The organism is Streptomyces sp. CY-1, from assembly GCF_047218265.1.
GTDB classification, from domain to species: Bacteria; Actinomycetota; Actinomycetes; order Streptomycetales; family Streptomycetaceae; genus Streptomyces; species Streptomyces niphimycinicus.
Window position 1 is genome coordinate 1 of sequence record NZ_CP178393.1, and the last position, 22462, is coordinate 22462.

The window sequence follows — 22462 nt, forward strand, 5'->3', positions numbered from 1 at the left end:
TCCGCGACGGTTTTGTAACGCCGCTCCGCGGCGTTACAGGCTGGCTAGGGCCGGCCATGGCCGCCCTCGTCGGTCCGTTACATAATTGGAGTGGCGACATCGGGGCTCTACTGACTCCTTATGCGCTTCTGACCTGCTAATTTAGTCTCTTAGGCTTGACTTGGATTGAAACACCGCCCTCCGGGCGCCCCCTCCTGCATCTGATGTGTACCCATTATGTACCGCTCTCGGGATCGGTACATAATTATGTAACGACTACTCTCCGTGTTCGAGGTGGTGGTCTAGACCTCTTACGAAATTCTTCGCCCTTTTGAGCTGAGAGAAAGGCATATTTCTGGTTCATTCATTCGCGTTGCATCATCTTTTTCTCGTGAAGGGTTGGATATTCTTTACTGATTCCCTCCGGATAGTATTCTCCTAGTGGTCGGCGTGAGAATTACATGACCCTTCGTTACTCATGTCAGCCACGGTGGGCATCACCCGTCAGCGTCACTCAGATGACGAGGGATAACGGGCACTTCCCTGCAGACCATCACACGCGCAGCCGTAACGACGGCCCGGTTCGGCGGACAACCGGCACGCACAGCCGTAACAGCGCCCCCTCCGCCGCTGGGCGCGCGTGAGCGGCTGCTCGCCGTCGTACGACGGTTCAGGCCTGGGCGGCGTCGATGTCGCCGGAGTTGACCAGCACCTCCCTCAACGCCCGTAGCGCGGCGGCGTGTTCGTCTGCGGGCCGGGCTGCGGCGGCGTCCAGGAGGGCGCGGGCGTGGCGTCGTACGGCCGTGTCCTGCCCCGGTCTCGGCGGGGTGGGTGAACAGCTGCGCGGTCAGGAGGAGTGCGTCCTCGCTGTCGGGGTGGCGGGCGGCGCGTTCGGCGACGAGGTCGCGTTCGTCAGGGCCGGGGTGTGCTCGGCGCTCGCCCGCGTCAGGGACAGCCACAGGTCCTCGTCGAGGCCGGTGTCCGCGAAGGCGCCCGCGCCGGCCAGGGCGCCGGACGGCAGGCCGGCCGCGAGCGCTGCGCGCCAGAGGTCGGCCGCCGCGGCCAGTCGTTCGGCGGCGTCGGGGGGAACGGGGCCGTCGGTGCGCGGGGTGCGGGTGGCGATGGCGGCCAGCAGCAGGCCGGCCGCGTCCGCTCCCCCGCTGCCAGTGGCCAACTCGGCCCACAAGACGGCCGGATCGTCCAGAATGGCGGGGTCGGCCAGGAAGGCGGCCGCCGTGTGGGCGGCGGCGCCGGGCGCCGGGCCGGGGGAGGCGTCGCGCAGCGCGGCGAGGAGCAACACCGCGGTGCTCCGGTCGTCGGAGGCCGCGGCGTCGGTGGCGGGGGCCGTCTCGTCGAGGCGTACGACACCGCCGTCGGGCCCGGACCGTGCACGAGCAGCGAGCAGCGAGCAGCAGGACGTCCCGCGTACGAGAGCGCGGCCGGGCGTACGGCGATCCTCGGGCGGGCCGTCCGGGCGCAGATGAACGGCCCTCGGGTGAGGTGAGACAGCGTGCGAGGGTGACGCTGCGCGATGCTCTTGGAAGAGCAGATTCTGAACGATGTATGGGATTTCCCGGTGGCGCCGGACGGCCCCGAACACCGCGCTGAACACCACCGAACAACGCCGAACACCACCGACCGGCCGGACCGTCGTCACCAGCAACGTCGGCCACAACGACGCTCTCCGCGGCAACGCCCTCCTCCTCGACACCCGCCCCGCGGCACAGCGGCCGGTCGAGCAGCTGCGCGACGGCCTCGCCGCAGGCCCGGGGCGCGCGGGAGTCACCGCCGTCGCCCTGGAGGCACGTCAGGCCGGCACCGAGAGCGGCGCCGGCCTGGCGTGGCGGCGGGCGCGGGCCAACGCGCCTGCCGGGAGTCCTGAAGCGGTTCGGGCTTGCGACCAGTAGCCGTCAGGAGGACACCGGCAGCCTCGCCGCCGGTGTCGTGCTGGGACCACCGTCTTGCTGATACGGCCTAGGCCGCAAGCCGGCCGGAACAAACGGTGGGCCGCCAGAGGGGCGGCAGGCACGCAACCCGTCGTCGCCGGGCCGGTTTTGGCGGGTCGGCCGGGCGGCGGATTTCACGGCGGGACGGGGAACACCGGCAGGGCCAGCAAGCCGCACACCAGACAAAAGCCGCACCGGGGCGGGGCGGCGGGATACCGGATCGTGGAAGGCTGTGTGCCGCGCAGCCCGACCAACGGCAGGGCCAACTGCCTTAAGGGCTGCCTCACTTTGCGACCAGTAGCCCCGGCATGCCGTCGGCGGCGCCCGTCAGGATGGAGTCCTGCGCACCATGAGCCTTCCCCCTCTCCCCCACCCGGCCGGGCCCGCCCCGGCCTGCACCTGCGCACCCGCCGCGGAGGCGCCGACGGGCGGCGGCGAACCGGACGGCGCCGCCGGGCGGTTCGGGCCCACCCACGCGCTGATCCTGCTGATCGCCGTCCTCGGGCTCGGCAGCGGCCTGTTCCTCGCCGGCACCGAGCTGGAGACCGTCTTCGCCCTCCTGGGCGGCTGCGGGGCGATCGGCGCGGCCACGCTCACCGCCGCTGGCGGCGGCCGCCGTCTGATGAGCCTCTTCGTCGAGGCCGCCGTGCGCTCCGGCGCGGGCAAGTAGGCGCCGGACATGCCCCGTTCCCCCGCCGTCGGCCCCGACCGCCACTACGCCCGCCTCGCCGAGCACCTCACCGCCCTGCGAGACGCCGCCCGGCTGACCCAGCGCGCCCTGGCCGACGCCGCCAACATCTCGCGCGGCGCCGTCCAGCGCGCCGAGTCCGGCACCGCCCCGCCCACCGCGGCCGTCCTCGACGCCTACCTCCGCACCTGCGGCGCTGGCCCGGCCGACCAGGACAAGGCCCGCCGCCTGTACGCCCTCGGCCGCGCCGCCCAGCGCGGCAAGCTCCGCGCACTCCAGGCGCCGACCCCCGCCTTCGTCCGCGACGAGCGCGACCTCGGCCTCGTCCTGGCCGCGGCGTACGAACGGGCCGGCGCTCCGCCCCTGCGCGACTTCGACCGGCCGGGCCGCGCCCCGGTGCCGCCCACCACCGCCTGGCGGATCGTCAACCGCAAGGCTCTGCCCACCAGCCGCGAGCAGCTGATCACGTTCCTCACCGTGTGCGGCATCCATCCGGCCGCACAGTGCCCGTACCTCGACGCCTACAGCCACGTCACCGCCCAGCGCGGCACCCGCCCCGCACCCCCGCGCACGCAGCTCACACAGCGCGTGATCCGCCGCCCCCACCCGCTCCCCCTCGCCCACGGCGGACCGGACACCGGCGCCCACTACGACGTCGACCGACTCGCCGCAGGCATCAGACCCGCCATCGAAGCCCTCGCCGCACACCTCGCCCGCTACGACGTCACCCGGCTGGCCGCCGGCATCAGACCGGCCATCGAAGCCCTCGCCGCGGACCCCGGCATCCGCAACGCCCCCACCGTCATGGCCACGGGCGTCCAGGTGTTCGCGGACACCCTCGCCGTCATGTACCGCTCGGCCAGCCGGGAAGCACACCGCAACGGCACCACCCCACCCGACTGGCTCACCGCCAGCCGCCTCCTCACCCACGGCACCGGCCCCACCCGGCCCGACACCGACGACCACGGCATCGACCTCATCGCACACGCCCCCGACGGCGGCACGGTCCTCTACGAGACCAAGACCCACCGGCAACGGCCCGGCCCTCCCCCGGCGCTGGCACGCGCCCGCGTCCCGGCACCGCCACCGCCCACGACCGGCACCCACGCCGCCTGACCGCCACAGCAGCGCTCGGCGGTCAAACTTCCGCCCCCCAGTCCGCCAGGCGCTCGCTGTAGTAGGTGCACGTCGGTCCGGCGTCGTCGAAGGCCACGGTCACACAACCGGCCTCGGCGCGGATGTGTGCGGGCTGTTCCTCATAAGCGCTTCGAATGTCCCCCTCGGTCAGCGGGGACTCGGTGCGGACGTCCGCCCGGCTGACGCCGAACACGGTGATGCGGACATACGGGTACTCGATGACAACCTCCAGAAGATCTCCAGCACGGGGCCGGCCGTTGGCCGGGGAGGCTGGTGGTCCGTGAGATTGGCATAACCCTTCGTTACGCATGTCAGCAACGGTGGGCACCACCCCTCAGCGTCAACCACCAGGTCACCACGCCTGCGCCACCAACACTCAGAGGACGAAGGACAATGGGCACTTCCCTGCAGACCATCAGGTTGACGCTGATCGCGACGATCGCGCGGTCCGGGCGGTGGGTCTCTCGCCGTGTGGCGCGTGCTCAGGCGACACGGGGCTGCTCGCCGGCGAGGCCTTCCAAGTGGGCGTCCCGGGCTTCCTCCCACGGCACGCCCGACTCTGCGGCTGGGTAGCCGTTGTCCGCGATCTCCTCCAGCACGGAGGCGAGGACGTCGACCTTCGCGCGCCGGTCGGCCGCGTACGCCCGGACGGACGCGGCGGCATGCTCATCGAGGGGCTGGCAGTCGGGCGTGGGGGCTGACTGCTCGCTCATCCGGGGCTTCCTGGCATGTGCTTCCACGGTATCGCCAGACTTGGCCCCGGAGTGTGCCCGGTAGCGTATGTACTCAGTGCGCAAGCGAGTTCCTACGTGCGGCTTGCGCTGCCGCGACGGCCGCATCGAAGTCCACGTCATAGAAATACTCGCCGTCGCGGAACGTGCCGTCGAGCGCCCCAACGGCATTGAGAGCCTTCTCCTCCCAGTCACGCACCATGGCCTTGACCGGCCGCGAGATCCATCCGCGTACCAGGAAGCATCTGTAGGCGTTGGCCCTGCGCTCGTGGCTCTTCAGATACTTCAACACGGAGTTGTCCGGACTGCTGGGCTTCCGCGTGATCATGCCCAGTTTCAGATCAGGACCAGGGCCCACAAAGCCGAGCAGGTAGAGACGCCCTCCGGGAGCGTCCAGTGGCGCGCCTGCGCGTTCCAGCTCTGCCCACGCCAGTCTCGTCGCCGCTCTCAAATCTTCGAAGTCGACGTCTGGGTGCGGAGCCCACTCGTGAGCTGCGTACGCTGCGGTGACGCGCTGGCGAGCCGCCGACCCCTCTAACTCGTTGACCATGACTCCGGATTATCGAGCCTGGCACTGACAATGAGCCATGACTTCCTTGGCGCCTTGAGATCGCCGCGGCGCGCAGTGTGGCGCGGATACTCGCCATGATCGGCTTCCTGTACGTGATGCACGGGCTGCTGATGCCCGACAACCCCGTCCTCGCCCGCCTGCGGGCGAGGGTCGACGAGTCCGGGTTCGCCCCTGGTCGTCTCCCACCTCGTCCCTCAGGTGGTCAACCCGTCCGGTACCCCCCACGCACTCGTGATGTGTCTGGCCCCCCGAGATCGCCGCGCTCGCCGCCTGGCTGGAGGCGCCGCTTGCCGAACAGGCCGACACCGGACTGGGGCTGCTGCGGCTGCCCGGTGTCTAGGAGGCATCCGGCCGGTGACGGCGGCATAGCCGGGCAGCGGACCGGGACAGTCATGGGGCGGCGTGACAGAGTCCTGGAGGGGCAACCGCACGCCGCCTCAACGCCTGTGCGGTCCGCCCGGCGATCCCGGCGGGGGGAGCGGGTTTGACGCTCTCGCATCGGTCGGTCGACGGCGGGGGTGCTGTCAGCCTGAAGCGGTGATTTTCCAATCGCACCGTCGAAGACGGCCGCGCCCGGCTGGTGAACTCGGCATGCCTGCCTCCTGCTTGTCCACGGCCGGGCCCTGTTCACCGACGGTGCGGCCTGCCCGCCTCGATCCCGGTGCGGGCAGGTTCCGGGCGGCAGGGAGAATGCCGTTGTGTCGCTGACCGGAGAGAAGTACACCCAGCTGAACCAGCCCGAGGCCACCACAGACGGTGAGGATTGTGGGCGGTGGATCGCCTGCGACGAGTCCGGCTGGGATGGTGAGCAACTCGTCGGCCGCCAGCGCCGGTTCATGGTCTACGCCTCCGTCGCCGTCGATGACGTCGAAGCAGCCGCGCTCATACAGCAGCTGCGGGACCAGGCTGGAATCCGGCAGGCCAAGGAACTGAAATTCGACCTGTTCAAGAACCGCACCAATCGGTGGTCGCTGCTGCAGCAGCTATGGGAGCCCGGCGGTGCGCTCCACGACAGGTGCTCGGTGTACGTGGTCGACAAGGAGTACGCGGCAGCAGCGAAAGTGATCGACCTGCTGCTGGAAGAGAAGGAGCACGACGAAGGAGGGAACCTGTACGCCGACGGAAAGGCCCGTGCTCTGGCGCGCACGCTCGCGCTCGAAGGACCGCGGGCTCTGCGTGGCGCCCTGTTCCAGGAGCTGATGTCCGCGTTCGTGACGCTGGCCTCCCGGCGCGGCACGAGCCGGCAGGACGAGGCGCTCGGCGTGTTCGTGGCCGCCCTCGACCAGGCGTGGGCGGCCTCGACGAGGAAAGCGGTCACCGCTCTGTTGGCCAGGCTGCGCGGGACTCGCGACTACGCCGCCACCTTCCACGAGGACCCGGCCGACCCGGTGTTTCCGCAGCTGGAGATGCTCATCCCCGCAGTTGCCCAGACGGCCCGCCGGTGGGAGCGTCGTGTCGGCCGTGTCAGTGTCCTCACCGATGAACAGCAGATGCTCACCGACGACGCCCTGCGGACCGTGCGAGAGTACGCCTGCGCTCCTGTCGGCATGACCCTGCTGACACGGGAACGCGGTGCCGATGTCGCCGGCGTTGTCCGCGGCGACTCTGTCGACCACCCTTCCATCCAGCTCGCCGACCTCCTGGCCGGTGCGGCAGCAGCCGTCACCGAACGTCATGAAGGCAACCCCTCCGACGTGGGCGAGGGCCTGTGGCCCGTCATCACGTCCTTCGTCGAGCAGAGTTCCCTGCTCCCCTACGACGATCCCGCCGCTCAGCTCCGATCGGTCAAGGAGCGGCCTGTGCGCCGCTGAACCGGCATCCGGCCGCGCGGCATCTGGGCCGTCGGCCTGGGGCACAGTGCGGGCCGAGCCCCAGCCGGGCCGGTGGCTCGGGGACGGAGTGGGGTATCCGCTCTGCATGCGGCCTGGCCTGGATGGGAGGCGGCCGGTCGGGCCGACTGCGGGGGCGCCGGGCGGCTGGCCAACCGCTCGTGCCGGGAATGGCTCTCTTCCGGCGGAGGAGTCGGCAACCGCACCCACAGGGCCCGGGAGTCTTTGGGCCGCTGGACGCCTTCTTGAGCCGGTCAGGCAGGCTGCAGGCGGTCGTGTCAGGCGCCGATGCCGATGTAGGAGACGTAGGTGTAGGCGCCCCAGTCGGAGTCGAGTTCGGCGATGATGTCGTCCCAGAGGTCTTCCATGGTGTCCAGGTCGCTGGCGACGAGGGCGTCGACGGCGTCGTCCCAGATGTAGCGGACCTGCCGGTGCTGGATCCTCAGGTTGTCGCGGCGGCGTGGCTCGTCGACGGCTGCTTGGTTGACGGGGTGGATCTCGATGCGGGTTCCGCGGCCGCCTCGGTTGAGGTGCTGCTTGAGGGCGCCGGGGTTGGCGAGCACGTTGTGGGCGCGGAGGTTCCAGTAGGCGGTGTCGATCGCTTCGAGGTTGGCGGGGCGCGGGCGTTGGGTGCCGCGGGTCCAGGCGCGGATCGTTGTGGGGGTGGCGTGGATGCCGGCGTCGGCCAGGGCTTGGGGGCCGCCTTTGGTGGTGGTGAGGTAGCGCATGCGGGCTTTCAGGCCGCGGCGTGTGCCGACGGGGGATTTGATTCCGCCGTCGATGATCATGCGTTCGAGGGCGTCTTCGAGGGCGCGGGCGAGGGCGATTTTGCCGTGGACGTTTCCGGGGTCGCGGTCTGCGCCGTAGTTGCCGAAGTTTTTCCATCCGTCGGTCGACATCTATCGGGCGCTCTTCCTTGGCAGGGTGTACTGGTCTTTTTGTTTCATCTGGGTGGTGAGGCGGCCTTCGGTGAATACGGTGCGCCAGTCGCCGGCTACGTGGAGTTCGTCGGTGCCGCGGACGCGGACGACGGTCAGGCCATTGCTGTGGGCCCGGTGGGATTTGTACCAGAGGTTGGCGAATGCCTGGGAGCGAATGATGTGCATCCAGTCGGGTCGGCGGATGTCGCGGTTGACGCTTGATTCTCCGATGGTGGAGGTGAATTTCGAGTACATGGCTTTGATGTATTCGACGGTCACCGTGTCGTCGGTTTCGAGGGCGCTGGTGCGGGCCTCGGTCAGGACTCGGCGGAATTTTTCCAGGAGGCCTTCGCTGGCGCCGGAGGTCCAGCATTCGGTGATGTGCGGGGCCTCGCACAGGCCGAGACGGGCGCAGCGGATGAGGAGGCGGATGGTGGCGTCGTCGAGGAGGACAGGGCCGTCTTCGCGGCGGTTGCCGATGGGGTCGGGCAGGGCGGGGTGGTGCCAGGTGGGGCGGGTGGGGAGGCGGTAGATGCCGGAGCGTTTGGGGTCGAAGCCCCCGTGGGGGTCGTGGATCAGGGCGCCGATGGGCAGGTGGGTCTTGAAGGCGGACAGGAAGCTGGCGTTGGTGTCGAGGGCATTGACGGTGATCGGGGGGTGGGTGCCGTTTTGGAGGGCGTCCATGAGGTGGGTGTTGGCCCAGTTGTGGCGGCCTTCCCAGATTTCGTCGGCGCCGTCCTTAGTTTTCTTCCGGAGGAATTCGAGGGTTTCCGGGTAGACGGTGTGTTCGTAGTTTCCGCCGACGCGGGTTGCTTCGAACAGGGCCATGGCGTTCGGTACGGCCTTTTTCACCAGGGCTTCGGTTGCGGCGGTGATGTCGCCGTCGTGGTCGTGGAGGGCTTCGTCGACGGCGCGGGTGATCATGCCGGTGAAGTAGCTGTAGTCCCGGTTGGCGTAGCCGCCTTGGGGCGGGGGTGAGGCGGTGGTGCGGCGGGGCGAGGGCCTGGGCGGGGCGGCGGCGGTGTGGGCCTTCGGGGCGGGCCGGGTGGGCGTGGGGGCCGAGGGCGGGCTGGTGGGGGCTTGGGCAGGCGTCTGCGGGTCTGTGCGGGGGTGGGTGGGGTCGCGGCCAGGGGGCTGTCTGTGGTGCCGAGGTGGGGGTGGTGGGGCTGGCGTAGGGGTGGGTGGGGTCGGTGATGCGGGCGTGGGCGAGGTCGGCGTGGAGGGTGAGGGTGGCCTGCGGGCCGAGGTCGCGCTCGGTGACGGTGGCGTGGATCTGGTCGGCGTCGCGGGCCAGGGTGATGGTGATGTCGAGGCTGAGCGCGGCGATTAGCTGGGGGTCGTCGGTGTCGATGGCGGCGAGGACGGGGAGTTCGTGGTGCGGGCCAGGTGGGCGAGGGCCTGGGCGGCGTCGGTGATCTGGGACGGGCCGGACAGCGGCAGCCGGGGTCCTCGGTGGTCTGTAGGCGGTCGACCACGACGAGGGCCAGGCCCGGCAGGTCTGGACGCTTTCGGCAATTGCATCGGTGGTCAGGTCGGTGCCGTCGTCGATGTAGAGCGGGGCTTGGGCCAGGTGGTGGTGGAGGGCCGCAGCGTCGTCCTGTTCGGTGGGGGTGAGGCGGCCCGCTCGCAGGCGGCGGTAGTCGACGGGCAGGTGCGCGGCGACGATGCGTGCGGCGATGTCGGTCCGGGTGAGTCCGGAGGCGGCATACAGAACGGGTTGGTGCTGGTCGAGGGCGCTGGTACGGGCGGCGGCGGTGGCGATCAGGCTGGATCCGGCGCCCGGGGCAGCGGCGACGAGATAGAAGCGGCCGGGCTGGAGACCGCCAAGGACGTCGTCCAGGGCGCGGATGCCGGTCGACAGGCCCCATCAGGGCGGTGGTGTGGTGGCGTCACCGGTGGGAGCGGTGGTCGGCAGGACGGTGTCCAGGGCTTGCGCGAGTGCGGCCAGGCGCCGCGGGGTGCGCGGCGCAGTGATGGCTGGGGGCCACCGGTCGGCGTGGTGTCTCGTGACCGGTATCGGGCATCGCGGGAGCGGGGCCGACGGGCTCGGCTCGGACGGGGGCCAGGGGGGTACGGGGAGAGCGGTCGGCGGTGTGACCGGGGTGCTGGAGTGCGGGAGCGGCCGGCGAGTTGGCGGGGGCGGTCAGTGTGGCTGGAGCGGTGTCGGGTGAGTTGGGGGCGTATGGGCAGGTGCAGGCGTGTCGTGGGCTGTCGGCGCCGGTTCCGGATGCGGTGCCGAAGACGTGGTGGGGGCAATGGCCGCTTTGGCAGGGGTAGTTGTCGGCGCGGGTGCGAGGTCTTTGGCGGCCTCGACTTCGGCTGCTGTGGTCGGGAGGGGTTTTGGACTGCTTGCTGGCCCTCAGGGGGTGTTGCGGCGGAGTCTGGGGCTGCCGTTGCAGTCGAAGCCACGGTTGTCGGGTGCGGGCTCGGCTTGAAGTGCGGGCGGCATGGGAGTGCCGTCCGCGGCTGCGGCGAGCAGGACGGCGACGGGGGTCTTGTGGCGGCGCAGTACCTGGGGGTGGCCCTCGGCGCTGTACTGGATCAGGTCTCCGAGCTTTTTGCGGGCGTCCGCGAAGCTGTGGGTCGGGGCTTGGGTGAGGTTCCAGCCCAGCTTGGCTGCGTGGGCGGGGGTGGTAAGCAGTGCGTGGTGCGGGCCGCGCGTCAGGGGCGTGGGTTGCCCTTGGATAGCTGCGTCGATCAACTGTTTGAGTGCGTTGCGGGCCCCGTGCAGCGTCGCCGGCGGGTGCGCGCCATGGCGTGTGGTGTTTCCGCGTCAGGGGCGGTGGAGGTTGTTCCCGGGTCCTCCACCATGCCTTCAACTGGCTCGGGAGTGTTCTCGCCGTGTCGGCGGTCGGCGTCTTCGGGGTAGCTCAGGGGCCAGTGGCCCGCCCAGCGCGGAGCGGGGTCGGACGGTTCCGTCGAGGCTGCGGGCGGAGCAGCGGGGCGGAGTTGTCCGGCATGGCAGCGCCGGAAGACGCCTCACCGGCAGTGCGGGATGAATGCGAGGAGGACATTCCGGACTCCAAGAACAGACGCGGCAAGGGTTGCGAGGGGCAGGTCGGGCAGTCGGCTCGGGAGCGGCCGCCAGCGGATGCGGAACGACGGACGCCAAAAAATGTAACGCTGCTGCCCAGTCTAGCTGACGGTACATAATATTCAGTGGAATTATGTACCGCCGGGGTGGGAGTCGTGGGTGATCACGGAACTGGTCCTGCTCAGGAGGATGGGAGGTGGCGATGGGCGGAAACGGTAAGCCGGCTGTCAGACGTGATCGGCGACCTGTCCTGTGGGGTGGCGCGCTCTACCAAAGCCTTCAGCTGGGTTCGAAGGCGGCCTGCTCAGCGGCCCGCGCTTGTCTCTGTGCCTCGTCCTCCGGCTCGTCGCAGTCCTCGTACAGCCAGTCGTCCGAGGTCTGCTGCTGGAACGCCCTCTCAGCGCATCCGCTCCTCGTAGTCCTCGTACGTCTCGTCCGGATGGATCTGTCCGGTGCGTCGTTTGATCTCCTCGTCGCGCTCGCGGCGTTCGAGGTACTCCTGCACGGCCGGGTCGGCGTCCGCGCACGCGTACCCTCTGCCTCGCCGGGTCGGCTCGGGCGGTCGCCGGCGGTCCTCGACGCGATCGAGGACCGCGTGCCACTGGGCGGCGTCCACGACGCTCACGTCGAAGGCTTTCAGGAGCGCGACAGCTGCTCTCGGCTGGGCAGGACCTTCCCGTTGAGGATCAGGTGGGCTGTCGAACGCGATACACGGTGCCCGTCGGCTTTGGTCGCCTTTTCGATGGCACTGTAAGAGGGCCGGCCGGCCTCAGGCGCAGTCGCGTCAGTTCCTGGCCCAGGGAGGCGGGGGTGCGGACTTGCCGGGTCCGTCGGCCGCGGCCGGCCAGGTGCGGGCGGGGCCTTCTCGATCGCGGCTGCCTTCCACAGGCTGTTAGGCGTCATTGGAAATGCCTACAAGTGCGGCAGTTTGGGCAGTTTGGTGCCGACAAGATCGGTAAGCATGCCTGCCGACGTATAGGTGCAGATTTGGGGCGGCACCTTGCCGACGACGGGCATGCGAAAGGCCCTCCCGGTATCTCTTGGCCGAGCGCCGGGAGGGCCGTGTAGCGCGCGGAGGCGCTGTGCTCACGGTAGAGGCCGACCCGGCGCGGGTCGAAATGCGTTTGGCTGCGGGCGAGTTGGTCTGTCCGGCGTGTGAGGGGCTGTTGACCCGGTGGGGCTGGGCACGTTCGCGTGTACTGCGGGACGCGGCGGGCGGTCTGGTGGTGGTGCGTCCGCGACGGACCAGATGTGTCAGCTGTGGCGTCTCGCATGTGCTCCTTCCGGTGTTCGCGCTGGTCAGGCGGGCGGATATGGCAGAGGTGATCGGGGCGGCCCTGGCGGCGAAAGCGGCCGGGGCCGGGGTCCGGGTGATCGCTGAACGGCTGGGCCGGCCGTGGAGACGGTGCGCGGGTGGCTGCGCCGGTTTGCTGCCCGGCCGAGGTGGTGCGGCGGTATTTCACGGTGTTGCTCGTGGACGCCGGGGTTGACCCGGCACCGCCCGGGACGGGGCGGACCCTCTTCGCGGACGCGGTCGCCGGCGGTGGTTGGAGCCTGGTGGGTCGATGACGTCGCGGTGGCCGGGCGTCAGCACGGTGTCGCCCTGGCTGACGGCCTGCGCGGTGACCGGCGGCATACTGCTGGCCCCCGCCTGGCCAGCGGAAACGATCAACACGAGCCGCCCCTGACGCCACGCCGGTCAGTCCTGTCAACCTCTGCGCGTGCGTCTGTCGACGCCATGATCGAGAGGCTGGTGGGCGGGTGGCAGGACAGGAAGACCAGACGCGACTGGAACGGGCCCAGGCAATCGGGCTGTTCCGATACATGCTGATCCGGGAGGCGGCGGACCCGACCTTGTCGCGCCGTCAGCGCGGCGCGCTGGTGCGGGATCTGGCAGCAGTCACCCATGTCGATCCGGATGGCCGGACCGTGCGGATCACCCGGTGGACGCTGGACCGCTGGATCACGGACTGGCGCCGGGGCGGCTTCGATGCCCTGGTGCCCTCACCCGCCAGTCCCGGCCTCGCACCCCACCGGAGGTGATGGAGCTGGCCGCCTCGCTGAAGAAGGAGAACCCGACGCGGTCGGCCGCACAGATCCGCCGGATCATGGCCGCCCAGCTGGGCTGGGCGCCGGACGAACGCACCATCCAGCGGATGATTGTCCGCGAGGGCCTGAACGCACTCCAGGCTCCGGCCTCGCCCGCGGTCTTCGGCCGGTTCGAAGCCGACGGTCCCAACGAACTCTGGACCGGGGACGCCCTGCACGGGCCGATCGTCGAGGGCCGGAAAACGTATCTGTTCGCGTTCATCGACGACCACTCGCGGGCCGTGGTTGGCCACCGGTGGGGCTTCTCGGAGGACACGGTCCGGCTGGCCGCCGCCCTGCGGCCAGCCCTCGCCTCCCGTGGTGTCCCGCGCCTGGTCTACGTCGACAACGGCAGCGCGTTCGTGGACTCGTGGCTGCTGCGAGCCTGCGCGAAACTCGGCATCAAGCTGGTCCATTCCACTCCCGGCAGACCGCAGGGCAGGGGCAAGATCGAGCGGTTCTTCCGCACGGTGAACAGTGAGTTCGTTGTCGAGATCGCTTCCGGTGACGGACGGCCCGGACGGCAGATCACCAGCCTGCTGGAGATGAACCGGCTGTTCACCGCCTGGGTCGAGAATGTCTACCACCGCCGCGTGCACACCGAGACCGGAGCCGCCCCGCTCGGCCGGTGGATGACCGGCGGCCCCTTCCCTGTCCCCGCACCGGCCGACCTGGCCGAAGCCTTCCGCTGGTCCGAATACCGCACCGTGTCCCAGACCGCGCTGGTCTCCCTGCACGGCAACCGCTACCAGGTCGACCCGCTCCTGTCCGGCCAGCGCGTCGAGCTGGTCTTCGACCCCTTCGACCTGTCCTTCCTCCGGGTCCGGGCGAACGGTCAGGACGCCGGGACCGCGCTGCCCCACCAGATCAGCCACCACTCCCATCCGAAAGCACGTCCGGAAACCCGGCCGAGCTGCCCCGCCCGACCACGGGAATCGACTACCTCGGTCTCATCGACGCCGCCCACACCCGCACGCTCAGCCGACAAGGTCAACTACGCGGCCTTCGCCACCGAACCCGACCCGGAATCCCGGCCCGAGCAGTGACTGAACCAGGCCACCGATCCTCTGAGCAGGAGAAACAGCGTGATTGAGAAGCTCCAGGCCCACTACGGGTTCAACCGCATGCCCTTCGGCCGCGACCTCGCCCCGGCATGCTCCACCGCCACGCATCCCACAACGAAGCCGTCGCCCGCATCGGCTGGTGCATCGCCGAAACGCTCAATCGGCGTGGTCACCGGCGAGGTCGGCGCGGGCAAAAACCGTCTCCGTCCGCACCGTCCTGCACAGCCTCGACCCGTCAAAACACACCGTGATCTACCTGCCCAACCCGATGGTCGGCGTCCGCGGCATCCACGAAGCGATCGTCTCCGCGTTCGGCCAGCAGCCCGCCCATCTCGGATCCCGGCTCACCGCACAGACCGGCCACGCGCTCACCGCCGAACGCGAGGAACGCGGACGCACCCCGGTCCTGGTCCTGGACGAAGCCCACCTGCTCAACTACGAACAACTCGAAGCCGTCCGCATGCTCACCAACACCGCGATGGACCAGGACTCGCCCCTGTCCTGCCTGCTCGTGGGCCAGCCCACCCCTCCGCCGCACGATGAAACTCGCCGTCCTCGCGGCCCTCGAACAGCGCACCGCACTGCGTTACACCATGCCAGGCATGACCTCGACCGAGACCGTCAGCTACATCAAGCACCACCTCGGACTCGCCGGCCGGCCGACCAGCTGTTCACCGAGGACGCCATCACCTCATCCACACCACCGCCCGCGGTTTCCCCCGCGCGGTCAACAACCTCTGCCTGCAATCCCTCGTCGCCACATTCGCCGGCGGCAAGTCCATCGTCGACGAGAAAGCCGCCCAGTCCGCCGTCACCGAAATCCTCGACTGAACCAACCGACACCTTGCCGACCAAACCGGCACCTCCCCGACAACCGCCCCGCTGGGACCACCCCAGCGGGGCGTCCACATGCTCACTCATCGGCATCTTCAATGCCGCAACCGTCGGCATCTTCAGCGTCGCCCAACAACGAGCCGCTCCGGGCGCTCGCCGGTGGGTCCCAGCCGGCGGCGCAGGGTGCGCAGGAGACGTTCACGGTGGTGGCCGGGGAAGCGGGCGTGCAGCAGGACGAGGTCGGCCGGGTCGCCGGGCCAGGTGTGCTTCAGGTGCCGGTAGGTGTCCTGGGCGTCCAGGACAGTCGCGCAGGTCACCGCGGCGCATCCGCCGTGGCTGATGACGGGCGTGAGCACGTCACCGATCACCGCGAGGCGCTCTGTGCTCCCGACGGTGCGCGGCTGCGGGCCGAGCCGTGTGCGCCGCACGTCGTGGACGCGGATACGGGCCTGACGGTGCTGGCCTGCGGCGTGACGCAGGCGTGCGGTCTCGTCCATGACGGTGGCGGTCGCGGTCGCGGCATCGGCGAACAGCCAGCCCGGATACGACGGGCTGAAGGCACCCTGCGGCAGAGCGGAGGCCCTGTGGCCGGCACCTGTCAGGTAGGCGCGCACGAGTGCGTCGGCAGTGGAGGCGGGCAGAGTCGCCGACAGCAGCACCACGGGGGTGCGCAGGGCCCCGAACCAGCCCAGCAGGCACAGCAGTTGCAGGTGGCTGAAGGCAGACAGGGCGTGCGCCTCGTCGACGACGACCGTCTTGCCGGACAGGCCCAGCAGCCGTACCGCGTTGGAGTGGACGGGCAGGACAGCCATCTGCGCCTGATCGACCGTCGCGGCGCAGAACGGGGCCAGCAAGGCCGCGTCGTGCCCCCGCAGCAGCCTCGGGGGCTCCGTCACCTCCGGATCGTCATCACCCGCGCCAGCGGCGTCCCCCGTCGGCGGCACCCTCTCCCCTGCGGCCACCGGGACCGGGGCGAGTTCCACCGCGGCGAGCCGGCGGTCGCTGTAGGCGGCGTTGAGCCAGCTGTGACTGTGCGCGAGAGCGACCGGTGCCCGGTAGGGATCGTGCCGGCGCACGTAGTCCTCGAGCAGTTCCCAGGAGGCATCCGCGGTGGCGGTGCTGGGCGACAGCCACGCCACTCCCCTACTCCCGCAGGCCGCGTTGAAGATCCGCGACGCCTGCAGCGCGCCGACACTCTTGCCCGTCCCGGTCGCATCCGCCGCCACCAGGATACCGCTGCCCGACTTCCCGACCAGGGACGGCAGTTGGGTCATCAGCGACTCCTGGAACCTGTTGGGGCGCCTGGCGCGCGGATGCGCCACCGCGAACGGCACGTCCTGCCACTCCAGCTTCTCCAGCCATGCCGCATCCAGAACGTCCCGCGCCTCCCCGCTTGCCAGAGTGAAGTGTTCGGCCGCCCCGAAGGCCGGCATGTGCGCCTTCGGCAGCCAGTAGGACCGCTGCCTCGCCAGCCGGCCGGCCACCGTCCCCACACCGGCCGCGAGTACCGCCGCGGGGACGGACAGCCGTTCGGGAACGTGCACGGCTCCCGTCAGATGCCGCACCACGGCCGCGTAACGGTGACGCAGCCTGTCCCATGCCTCTCCCCCGGCTGCAACAGACACCCGGCGCGCGGACGCCGCACCCTCGATATCAGCCTGGAGGAAGAATCCCCTGCAGCCACCGACCACCTGGGCCGCCCGCACCGCGGGACTCGCGTTGCCGGCGCACGCGTAGCCGCTCATGGTCAGCACCCCCAGCGCCACATGCATCGAACTGCGCGCGGTCGGTGTCCACCCGGTATCGCCGCCCGCCTGCTCCACCAGCGTGTCATCGAGCCGCGCCCAGGCGGCATGGTGCGCGCGCTGGAATCGGGGAACCATGCGTCCCAGATCCTGAAGCCCGGCCAGGAACGCCACCACCGACCGCGCCTGCGCCGCAGGCAGCCCCATACCCTCGCTCAGCATATCCCGCTGGGAAACGGTCACCACACGTTCCCACACCTCGAACGCCATCACCGCACTGTCGAGCATCCCGAACAACAGCGGATACACCGTATTCGAAGCCGCATCGAACTCCGTCCACGGCCCCAGATCGATACCCCCCAGCTGGGCGTCCTCAACAGCCCCCATCACCGCCACCCCCACCACCGGTCCACCGAGAACCACAACCCTCCCACGCACCAGCCCCCCTTACAGCCCACACCACGTCACCCACCCCGGCCGGAAGCAACCGTCCGCCACACGACCACCGATGACACACAAACGCTGCTAAACTCACCCGAGAACATCAGGCCACGAAGAGACAAGCCCCGCGCAAGCAGGAATGAATCGTCCTTACCGCGGTCCACGCGCACCTTCTCGGGACAAGCTCCGCGCCAGCAGGGATGGATCGAGCCGTGGGGTCGCAGTCATGTAGAGGCGACGGCAAGTCCTGCGGAAGCGGGACTGGATCGATGCGTGGAGTCGCGGTCATGTAGAGGCGACAGCCAGCCCCGCGCAAGCAGGGATGACTCGGCGGTGCGCAGCAGCTTCAGGGCGGCGGTCTGGTAAGCCCTGCGCAAGCAGGAACGGATCCAGCTTCGTCCTGTACGCCGTCACACACGAACGGACTCCGTCGGGGCAGCGACGCATCACACCCCTCCGGCAATCGGTAGCAATAAGTCACCCTCGCGGAACGATCAAGGGGATACACGGACCGCGGGCGGCCGGGTCCCGTGGCAACGAGTGTGTGGAGGAGCCCGGGGTCGCCGCTACCCAGAGGCGCCAGGGGACGGGATCTCGGACGACGACCTTAAGTAGTTTCAGGAGTTGGCACGTGACCGCCAAGGCGTCGGTTTCCTGGCCGGGGGCGCCGATGTTCCAGTGGGCCAGTTTGCTGCGGTAGTCCGCGATTGTCTTGACGCGGCCGATCATGTCCTGTTGTCCAAACGGCCAACCGAGTTTTTCCAGCATGCATCGTCGGCCAAGATGAACGGGTACTGCCGAGTGCGAGGTAGCCGCCCGGGGCCACCCGGCACGGACCTCGGCAGCGAGGGGACCGGTTGCGCGAGGCAGCCGGCGTTCGACTTCCCTCAAAGGGCGAAGGGCTCCACCCGCAGCCGGAGCTGACGGGACAGGTCCGATGCGGCGAGGATGCCGCAGACAATGTCCTGTTCATCTATGTGACGGCGTGTACCGCGACACCCGCCCCCAGCGCGAAGCAAGCGTCCCCCGCACAAACATCGATGACCTTCCCGGGACTTCTCACTGACCCGGAAAGCAGACCTCGCACGCCCACCGGGCACAAGTCGCCCCTACTCAAGTAGAACTGCCGACACCACCAGCGATACCCTGACCACGCGACACCAGCGGACACACAAAAGGTTGGCAAAGCCATTCGAAAACACCAGGTCGTAAAGGGTAAGCCCCGCGCAAGCAGGGATGGCTCGATCGCGGTGTCTGCCGCCCAGCTCATCGCCTCGTAAGCCCCGCGCAAGCAGGGATGGGCACGAGCTAAGGAACCTCCGCGCCGTAAGCGCCGCGCAAGCAAGATGGATTGCCTGTGTTGATGCTGGTCAAGCGGTTGGAGCCATTCGCGGTAGGCGGGGGCACGGCCGTCGATCCTGCAGGCATGACAGCATCGACCACCGAGAAAACCACAGGTCAGACGGGACTCGCTATAGTAATTCTCACGAAAATGTCCTGGCAATTCTCACAACGTGACAGTCATTTTTCTCACCCGGTGTCGTCTCACAAAAGGGACGTACTTGCGGTGACACCAGGTCAGCTACCTGCCTAAGCTCCCGCACCAGTGACATCACAACGAGAAATATGAATGGACATTGAAATGAGACTCAGCAGCCGCCTACAGTGGTATGGCCGGTGAATACGGGCGGTTGAAGGCCGTATACGAAGTGGCGGACAAAGACCTCCGCGGAGCTCGGCGCAAAGCGGAGGAGGCGGTGGCTCTGCTGCGGACTGCGGCTGAGGCACAGGGCAGGGCCCAGGGGCACCTCAACGGCCTCAATGCCGCTGCGGCGAGAGACAAGAGGGACTGTTCACGGTGCGGGCAGGCGCTGCCTGAGCGGGAGCCGGGCCTGTGCCGGCAGTGCGGGCAGCCTTGCCCCGCGGAAACCAGCGATGAGGAGCGGCGGCAGGAGGCGCCCGCCCGGGCTCAGGCGGAGCTGGACCGCGCTGTCATGTTCCGCACGACGCGTGAGGAGACCGCCCGCGCCGCCACCGACGCGGCTGCGCACGCGGAGGCCGTGGCACGGGCCGCGCTGAATGCACGCGACGCCTACGAAAAGCAGACCCTGGGCCCGCAGCGAACCAAGGTACACGAGCTCGAAAAGACAGCCCATGGGCTGTCCAAAGAGATCGAGCAGCTTGCCGTTCGCTTGGAGGAAGCCAGCTACATCGCCGTGCAGGAACGCGAGGTGAAGGCCCGCGAGCAGGACAGGAAGGACGCGTTCCGCGAACGGGACGCCGCGCGTACGGAGCACGCACAGCGCCGCAAAGAGCTGCTGCACCGCTGGTCGGAGTTGTTTCTGTCCCGTGTACGCGAGATCGACCCGAGCAAGAACGTCGCGACCATCGACGCCGAGAACTTCACCACGCTGGTCGACGGCAAGGTCTTCGAGGACAGCTCGGTCGCCGGAGGTCCAAAGACGGTCACCAACGTCGCAGTTTTGCTCTCCTTGCGGGATCTCGCACGCGAGGAGCCATCGGTCACCGTCTCTCCATTCTTGCTCATCGACTCCCCACTGAGCGGATTCGGTGCTCAGGGCCTGGATGAGCAGACCAGCACCCGGCTCCTGACAGCCCTGATCACTGCATCTGACGATCCGTCCGCAGACGGTTTCGCCTGCCAGGTCATTACTGTCACCAACGACCCCCTGCCTCAGGCCTATCCCGGTGTCCGCGAGATCCGGCTGAACCCCGAACACCGCTACTTCGATCACGCGCCGCTGCTCGAGGACACGCCCAGCGCCTGACGGCCATTCCAGACCTGCCGGTGGCCCCGGCTAGTCGGCGGTCAGGGGCGCGGCAAGGCGCTGCGGTTGGTGACGGTGATGTGCAGTGCGTGCAGAGGCTGGGCGCGCGTGGGGCGGATGACTTCGATCCACTCGGTGACATCTTCGAGGAGGTGGGCGAGGCGGCCGTAGCGCTGCCAGCCCAACCCGATCCCCAGGATGGGGTTGGGAGCGGTGTCCCAGTGTCCGTGCAAGGGCTGTCCGTGAAGGTGCACCGCCTCCATATCGCGCCCACGGCTCTCGGCGTGGGCGAGGGCTGCGGCTGCTGCCCTGCGCAGAGGGCTCGTGGGAGACCAGCGCTTCAGCGCGCGCTGGGACAGCGGGTGTGCCGGCTCGGTTCCCTCGAGTTCCAGTCGGCTAATGCTCACCGCCTTGGTATCGACGAGCGTGGCAAGGTCTGCACGCACCGGGCGGGGGATCCACCGGTCGATGCCCTCAAAGGCTTCGATCATGTGGTCGCGTTGGGCCCGTCCGGCCGACGGGTCGGAGGTGAGGTCGGCCAGACGGGCTCGCGCAGCAGCCATGGACTCCCCCTTGCGCCACAGGAGCGTCAGCGCGATGCCGTCCTTCTCCAGATACTCGCGCTGGCGCAGCTGGAGCTGGATCCCGCGCGATCGTCCCTTCAAGGCACGCTTCATGGACGCCGACGGATCACGCCCGTAGGACAAGGAATGGACGAACTCGGCGGTCAGCCGGTCGTCCGTGCCGTGCTCGACAACGACGTCGACGTCGGCCGGCTCGAGCGCTCCGCGGGCGTAGGAACCGAAGACATACACCTCGTCGACCAGGTCCAGCGGCCAACCGCCCGCTTCCAGGCGGTCAAGCATGTCTGTCAGAAGCTGCGTCGCGCGTTCGCGTTTCATCCCGGCTCCGATAAGGCGACCAACAAGGAGGATTCGACTATAGAGGGCCTGGCTGACATGCCGGACGCCTTGACTGGAAGGCGTCGTGGGAGCTGGTCCGTCTTGCAGGCAGACGAAGGAGCAACCGCTGTAGGCGGGAAGGCCACACTGCGATCCGGCTGCGGGAAGGAGGTGATCTCCAGGGCGGAGCGGTTATCCGGCACTGGCATGAAACGGCCTGCACGGCTGCGGTCCGGAAGCGGGCCGGGATGCGTTCGTGGGTGCGGCTTGCTGCGCTTCATCGTGCCGAGGGCATCTCGCAGGCACAGGCAGGACAGCCGGGCGCGGCTCCTGGTGTGGGATACTTTTCCACCAGTATGCCCGGCTACAAGGCGGCAGGGCCTACTGGCACGTTGCTCATGGGAGGGCTGGCGCCGGCGTGTACCGGTGTCAGGTGCAAGGGGGTTGGGATGAAGCCTGCGCCGCAGAACACGGTGGGGTTACCGCGTCGTATGAAGCACCTGGGGGTCGATCGTCGTGGCTATCCGGTGATCGCGACGGTGGAGCGCAGTCCGCAGGGGGTGAACTTCGGAGCGATCAGCGAACGACGCAAGCTCGCTCTGGCCACGTTTGATTGGTGCGCCGTGTGCGGTATGCCTTTCGCTGACGAGTTGCGCTGGCAGATGGTGTTCCAGGAAGAAGGGCCGCTGCCAACTGCTGTCAGCGGGGAAGCGCCGGTGCACGAGGTGTGCGCGCTGTACGCGGCCCAGGTGTGCCCCTACCTGTTTTCGCCGCATTCCCGCCTGGGGGACGAATTCCGCAAGGGGATCGTGCGGGACGCCGTGGTGCGGTTCGTCGGCTTCGAGTCCACAAGCGCTGTGATCGCCCACGAGTCGGGGCTGCAGCCGGGTGTCCACACTCTTCACTTCGAACACAAGGGGCACCGGGACGAGTTTTCCTACCACTCCCCTGAGGAGGTCCAGGAACGGTTCGCCGACGCTCTGGCACGCGAACGGGACCTGCCGGTGAGCGACGCGGAGGAACTGCTGATCCGCCTGTTCAACCGGCTCGACGATCATGGCGAGGGAGACGTGGTCACCGGAGCGGCGCTCATCGCGGGCGCCGCCTTTGCCAAGGACATCTTCAAAGTGCAGGGCATGAAGGCTTTCGCGGGTAAGCATTACCCTGCCGTTGCAGGACTGCTGCTGAAGGGCAGCGAACAGGAGATCCTCGAATTCTCGCGCGGCTCTAAGGACGAGGCATTCAGCGCTGTGGGCCCCTGGGTTCTCGAGCACGCCGACGCCCTCCCGGTGCCGCTTCAGCGGTGGCGGAAGCGTGGCGAGAGCATGGTTCGCCGCAGCACGCCTCAACGACCGGAAGGTCCCGGGCGCAGCGTGGCCAAGAACGCGGCCTGCCCCTGCGGCTCGGGGCGCAAAGCGCGCCGGTGCCATCCTGCCGGAATCCCCAGCAGCTGACCGCTTTACTCCAAGGGCTGCCCGTCTGGGCCCGCTTACGGCGGGCTTAGACGGTGGGATCCGCACTCATGTCTACCGACGGTGGGGTGCGATCGGCACGGCAGGAAAGAGGAGTATCCTCTTCTCACCCAAATCACCCCCTGCGGTTCCTCGCATGCCTCCAGCAGAGGCATCAGCCCGCCTGGCGCTCCGGGGCGTGCGCAAGCATGTTCCTGGTGGCACCGACTGGGCCCTCGACACAGCAACGCTGGGTGATCCCGCGCTGCCCACGCTGCGCGATGGCGGCCGCATCGTCCACGCGTCACCGGTA

General features: G+C 69.0%; 20 protein-coding genes and 2 pseudogenes. 10 read left to right on the forward strand and 12 right to left on the reverse strand.

Annotated elements, in window-relative coordinates:
* Positions 1-826: 826 nt before the first annotated feature.
* Positions 827-1279, reverse strand: a complete 453-nt coding sequence (locus tag ACK1X7_RS00005; RefSeq protein WP_413114433.1) for a hypothetical protein — start codon at positions 1277-1279, stop codon at positions 827-829.
* A gap of 259 nt (positions 1280-1538) precedes the next feature.
* On the opposite strand from ACK1X7_RS00005, the gene ACK1X7_RS00010 reads away from it, so the two are divergent.
* From ACK1X7_RS00010 to ACK1X7_RS00020, 3 genes are all read left to right on the forward strand, one after another.
* Positions 1539-1886, forward strand: a complete 348-nt coding sequence (locus ACK1X7_RS00010) for a hypothetical protein (RefSeq protein ID WP_413114434.1) — start codon at positions 1539-1541, stop codon at positions 1884-1886.
* Between the two features lie 388 nt (positions 1887-2274).
* A complete protein-coding gene (locus ACK1X7_RS00015; protein ID WP_031185855.1) occupies positions 2275-2595 on the forward strand; it encodes a hypothetical protein in 321 nt (106 codons plus the stop codon).
* Between the two features lie 9 nt (positions 2596-2604).
* Positions 2605-3729 (forward strand): helix-turn-helix domain-containing protein, encoded by a 1125-nt coding sequence (locus tag ACK1X7_RS00020; RefSeq protein WP_413114435.1) that lies wholly within the window; start codon positions 2605-2607, stop codon positions 3727-3729.
* A gap of 22 nt (positions 3730-3751) precedes the next feature.
* On the opposite strand, the gene ACK1X7_RS00025 is transcribed toward ACK1X7_RS00020, so the two are convergent.
* The 3 genes from ACK1X7_RS00025 to ACK1X7_RS00035 all read right to left on the reverse strand — a co-directional run bounded on the left by ACK1X7_RS00025 (position 3752) and on the right by ACK1X7_RS00035 (position 5031).
* On the reverse strand, positions 3752-4060 hold the full coding sequence (locus ACK1X7_RS00025; protein ID WP_413114436.1) for a hypothetical protein: 309 nt from the start codon (positions 4058-4060) through the stop codon (positions 3752-3754).
* 172 nt (positions 4061-4232) lie between these two features.
* Positions 4233-4463 (reverse strand): hypothetical protein, encoded by a 231-nt coding sequence (locus tag ACK1X7_RS00030; RefSeq protein ID WP_413114437.1) that lies wholly within the window; start codon positions 4461-4463, stop codon positions 4233-4235.
* 73 nt (positions 4464-4536) lie between these two features.
* The gene (locus ACK1X7_RS00035; RefSeq protein ID WP_413114438.1) at positions 4537-5031 is read right to left on the reverse strand and encodes a hypothetical protein; all 495 of its coding nucleotides are present in this window, start codon (positions 5029-5031) and stop codon (positions 4537-4539) included.
* A 719-nt stretch (positions 5032-5750) separates the two neighbouring features.
* Here ACK1X7_RS00035 and ACK1X7_RS00040 point away from each other — a divergent pair.
* Positions 5751-6863, forward strand: coding sequence for a DUF3800 domain-containing protein (locus ACK1X7_RS00040; RefSeq protein ID WP_413114439.1), 1113 nt, complete (start codon positions 5751-5753; stop codon positions 6861-6863).
* 296 nt (positions 6864-7159) lie between these two features.
* Here the strand turns inward: ACK1X7_RS00040 and ACK1X7_RS00045 are convergent, their stop codons facing one another.
* Both ACK1X7_RS00045 and ACK1X7_RS00050 read right to left on the reverse strand, forming a co-directional pair.
* Entirely contained in the window at positions 7160-7780 is a 621-nt protein-coding gene (locus ACK1X7_RS00045; protein WP_031185860.1) for a hypothetical protein, read from the reverse strand.
* A complete protein-coding gene (locus ACK1X7_RS00050) occupies positions 7781-8725 on the reverse strand; it encodes a dihydrolipoamide S-succinyltransferase (RefSeq protein ID WP_413114440.1) in 945 nt (314 codons plus the stop codon).
* 277 nt (positions 8726-9002) lie between these two features.
* Between ACK1X7_RS00050 and ACK1X7_RS00055 the strand changes: the two genes are divergently transcribed.
* Positions 9003-9131 carry a hypothetical protein gene (locus ACK1X7_RS00055; RefSeq protein WP_413114441.1) on the forward strand — a complete coding sequence of 43 codons (129 nt, stop codon included), beginning with the start codon at positions 9003-9005 and terminating at the stop codon, positions 9129-9131.
* A 180-nt stretch (positions 9132-9311) separates the two neighbouring features.
* On the opposite strand, the pseudogene ACK1X7_RS00060 reads toward ACK1X7_RS00055, so the two are convergent.
* The 3 genes and pseudogenes from ACK1X7_RS00060 to ACK1X7_RS00070 all read right to left on the reverse strand — a co-directional run.
* Positions 9312-9662: pseudogene (locus ACK1X7_RS00060) on the reverse strand (DnaB-like helicase C-terminal domain-containing protein); the annotation flags it as partial.
* Between the two features lie 498 nt (positions 9663-10160).
* On the reverse strand, positions 10161-10502 hold the full coding sequence (locus ACK1X7_RS00065; protein ID WP_413114442.1) for a hypothetical protein: 342 nt from the start codon (positions 10500-10502) through the stop codon (positions 10161-10163).
* 730 nt (positions 10503-11232) lie between these two features.
* Positions 11233-11460, reverse strand: coding sequence for a hypothetical protein (locus ACK1X7_RS00070; protein WP_413114443.1), 228 nt, complete (start codon positions 11458-11460; stop codon positions 11233-11235).
* A gap of 1136 nt (positions 11461-12596) precedes the next feature.
* Between ACK1X7_RS00070 and ACK1X7_RS00075 the strand changes: the two genes are divergently transcribed.
* The 3 genes and pseudogenes from ACK1X7_RS00075 to ACK1X7_RS00085 form a co-directional block, all read left to right on the forward strand.
* On the forward strand, positions 12597-12878 hold the full coding sequence (locus tag ACK1X7_RS00075; protein ID WP_413114444.1) for a hypothetical protein: 282 nt from the start codon (positions 12597-12599) through the stop codon (positions 12876-12878).
* Entirely contained in the window at positions 12878-13969 is a 1092-nt protein-coding gene (locus tag ACK1X7_RS00080; RefSeq protein WP_413114445.1) for a DDE-type integrase/transposase/recombinase, read from the forward strand. The genes ACK1X7_RS00075 and ACK1X7_RS00080 overlap by 1 nt, the downstream gene beginning before the upstream one ends.
* 265 nt (positions 13970-14234) lie before the next feature.
* A pseudogene (locus tag ACK1X7_RS00085) lies at positions 14235-14450 on the forward strand (AAA family ATPase); the annotation flags it as partial.
* A gap of 167 nt (positions 14451-14617) precedes the next feature.
* Here the strand turns inward: ACK1X7_RS00085 and ACK1X7_RS00090 are convergent.
* A complete protein-coding gene (locus ACK1X7_RS00090; protein ID WP_413116973.1) occupies positions 14618-14842 on the reverse strand; it encodes a hypothetical protein in 225 nt (74 codons plus the stop codon).
* Between the two features lie 98 nt (positions 14843-14940).
* Positions 14941-16953: an HD domain-containing protein gene (locus tag ACK1X7_RS00095; RefSeq protein WP_413114446.1), complete on the reverse strand. Its 2013-nt coding sequence runs from the start codon at positions 16951-16953 to the stop codon at positions 14941-14943.
* 1724 nt (positions 16954-18677) lie between these two features.
* On the opposite strand from ACK1X7_RS00095, the gene ACK1X7_RS00100 reads away from it, so the two are divergent.
* On the forward strand, positions 18678-19796 hold the full coding sequence (locus ACK1X7_RS00100; protein WP_413114447.1) for a hypothetical protein: 1119 nt from the start codon (positions 18678-18680) through the stop codon (positions 19794-19796).
* A 41-nt stretch (positions 19797-19837) separates the two neighbouring features.
* Here ACK1X7_RS00100 and ACK1X7_RS00105 read toward each other — a convergent pair whose 3' ends face one another.
* The gene (locus ACK1X7_RS00105) at positions 19838-20698 is read right to left on the reverse strand and encodes a nucleotidyltransferase domain-containing protein (RefSeq protein ID WP_413114448.1); all 861 of its coding nucleotides are present in this window, start codon (positions 20696-20698) and stop codon (positions 19838-19840) included.
* Between the two features lie 449 nt (positions 20699-21147).
* Between ACK1X7_RS00105 and ACK1X7_RS00110 the strand changes: the two genes are divergently transcribed.
* On the forward strand, positions 21148-22152 hold the full coding sequence (locus tag ACK1X7_RS00110) for an SEC-C metal-binding domain-containing protein (RefSeq protein ID WP_413114449.1): 1005 nt from the start codon (positions 21148-21150) through the stop codon (positions 22150-22152).
* Positions 22153-22462: the final 310 nt, after the last annotated feature.

Bases quoted from the DNA above. Each gene is read 5' to 3' on its own strand.
- ACK1X7_RS00010 (WP_413114434.1), top strand. From the start codon at position 1,539: ATGTATGGGATTTCCCGGTGGCGCCGGACGGCCCCGAACACCGCGCTG.
- ACK1X7_RS00015 (WP_031185855.1), top strand. From the start codon at position 2,275: ATGAGCCTTCCCCCTCTCCCCCACCCGGCCGGGCCCGCCCCGGCCTGC.
- ACK1X7_RS00020 (WP_413114435.1), top strand. From the start codon at position 2,605: ATGCCCCGTTCCCCCGCCGTCGGCCCCGACCGCCACTACGCCCGCCTC.
- ACK1X7_RS00025 (WP_413114436.1), bottom strand. From the start codon at position 4,060: ATGCGTAACGAAGGGTTATGCCAATCTCACGGACCACCAGCCTCCCCG.
- ACK1X7_RS00030 (WP_413114437.1), bottom strand. From the start codon at position 4,463: ATGAGCGAGCAGTCAGCCCCCACGCCCGACTGCCAGCCCCTCGATGAG.
- ACK1X7_RS00035 (WP_413114438.1), bottom strand. From the start codon at position 5,031: ATGGTCAACGAGTTAGAGGGGTCGGCGGCTCGCCAGCGCGTCACCGCA.
- ACK1X7_RS00045 (WP_031185860.1), bottom strand. From the start codon at position 7,780: ATGTCGACCGACGGATGGAAAAACTTCGGCAACTACGGCGCAGACCGC.
- ACK1X7_RS00050 (WP_413114440.1), bottom strand. From the start codon at position 8,725: ATGATCACCCGCGCCGTCGACGAAGCCCTCCACGACCACGACGGCGAC.
- ACK1X7_RS00080 (WP_413114445.1), top strand. From the start codon at position 12,878: ATGGAGCTGGCCGCCTCGCTGAAGAAGGAGAACCCGACGCGGTCGGCC.
- ACK1X7_RS00095 (WP_413114446.1), bottom strand. From the start codon at position 16,953: ATGGGGGCTGTTGAGGACGCCCAGCTGGGGGGTATCGATCTGGGGCCG.
- ACK1X7_RS00100 (WP_413114447.1), top strand. From the start codon at position 18,678: ATGGCCGGTGAATACGGGCGGTTGAAGGCCGTATACGAAGTGGCGGAC.
- ACK1X7_RS00105 (WP_413114448.1), bottom strand. From the start codon at position 20,698: ATGAAACGCGAACGCGCGACGCAGCTTCTGACAGACATGCTTGACCGC.
- ACK1X7_RS00110 (WP_413114449.1), top strand. From the start codon at position 21,148: ATGAAGCCTGCGCCGCAGAACACGGTGGGGTTACCGCGTCGTATGAAG.